Source organism: Virgibacillus sp. GM2-2, assembly GCF_055329585.1.
Genome location: NZ_JBUZWC010000138.1, coordinates 1 through 246 on the forward strand (window position 1 = coordinate 1; position 246 = coordinate 246).

Below are 246 nucleotides of genomic sequence, written 5' to 3' on the forward strand. Positions count from 1 at the left end.
TAATCGCCATCATTTCAATCGCGATAATGGCATCATCGACCAAAAGACCGAGGGCCAGAATCAGGGCCCCCAAGGAAATTTTATGCAGTCCGACATCAAACAGCTGCATACCGGCGAAAGTCATGGCCAGCACCAGCGGAATCGAGAAAGCCACCACCAGACCGGTCCGGAAACCGAGCGAGAAAAAACTGACCAGCAATACGATAATCACCGCTTCTGCCAGCACTTTCATAAATTCGTTAATAC

General features: G+C 49.6%; 1 protein-coding gene. It reads right to left on the reverse strand.

The features are described 5' to 3' along the window. On the reverse strand, nt 1-246 hold a 246-nt coding region (locus tag ACY9Z2_RS19275; protein ID WP_463611291.1), incomplete at both ends, for an efflux RND transporter permease subunit.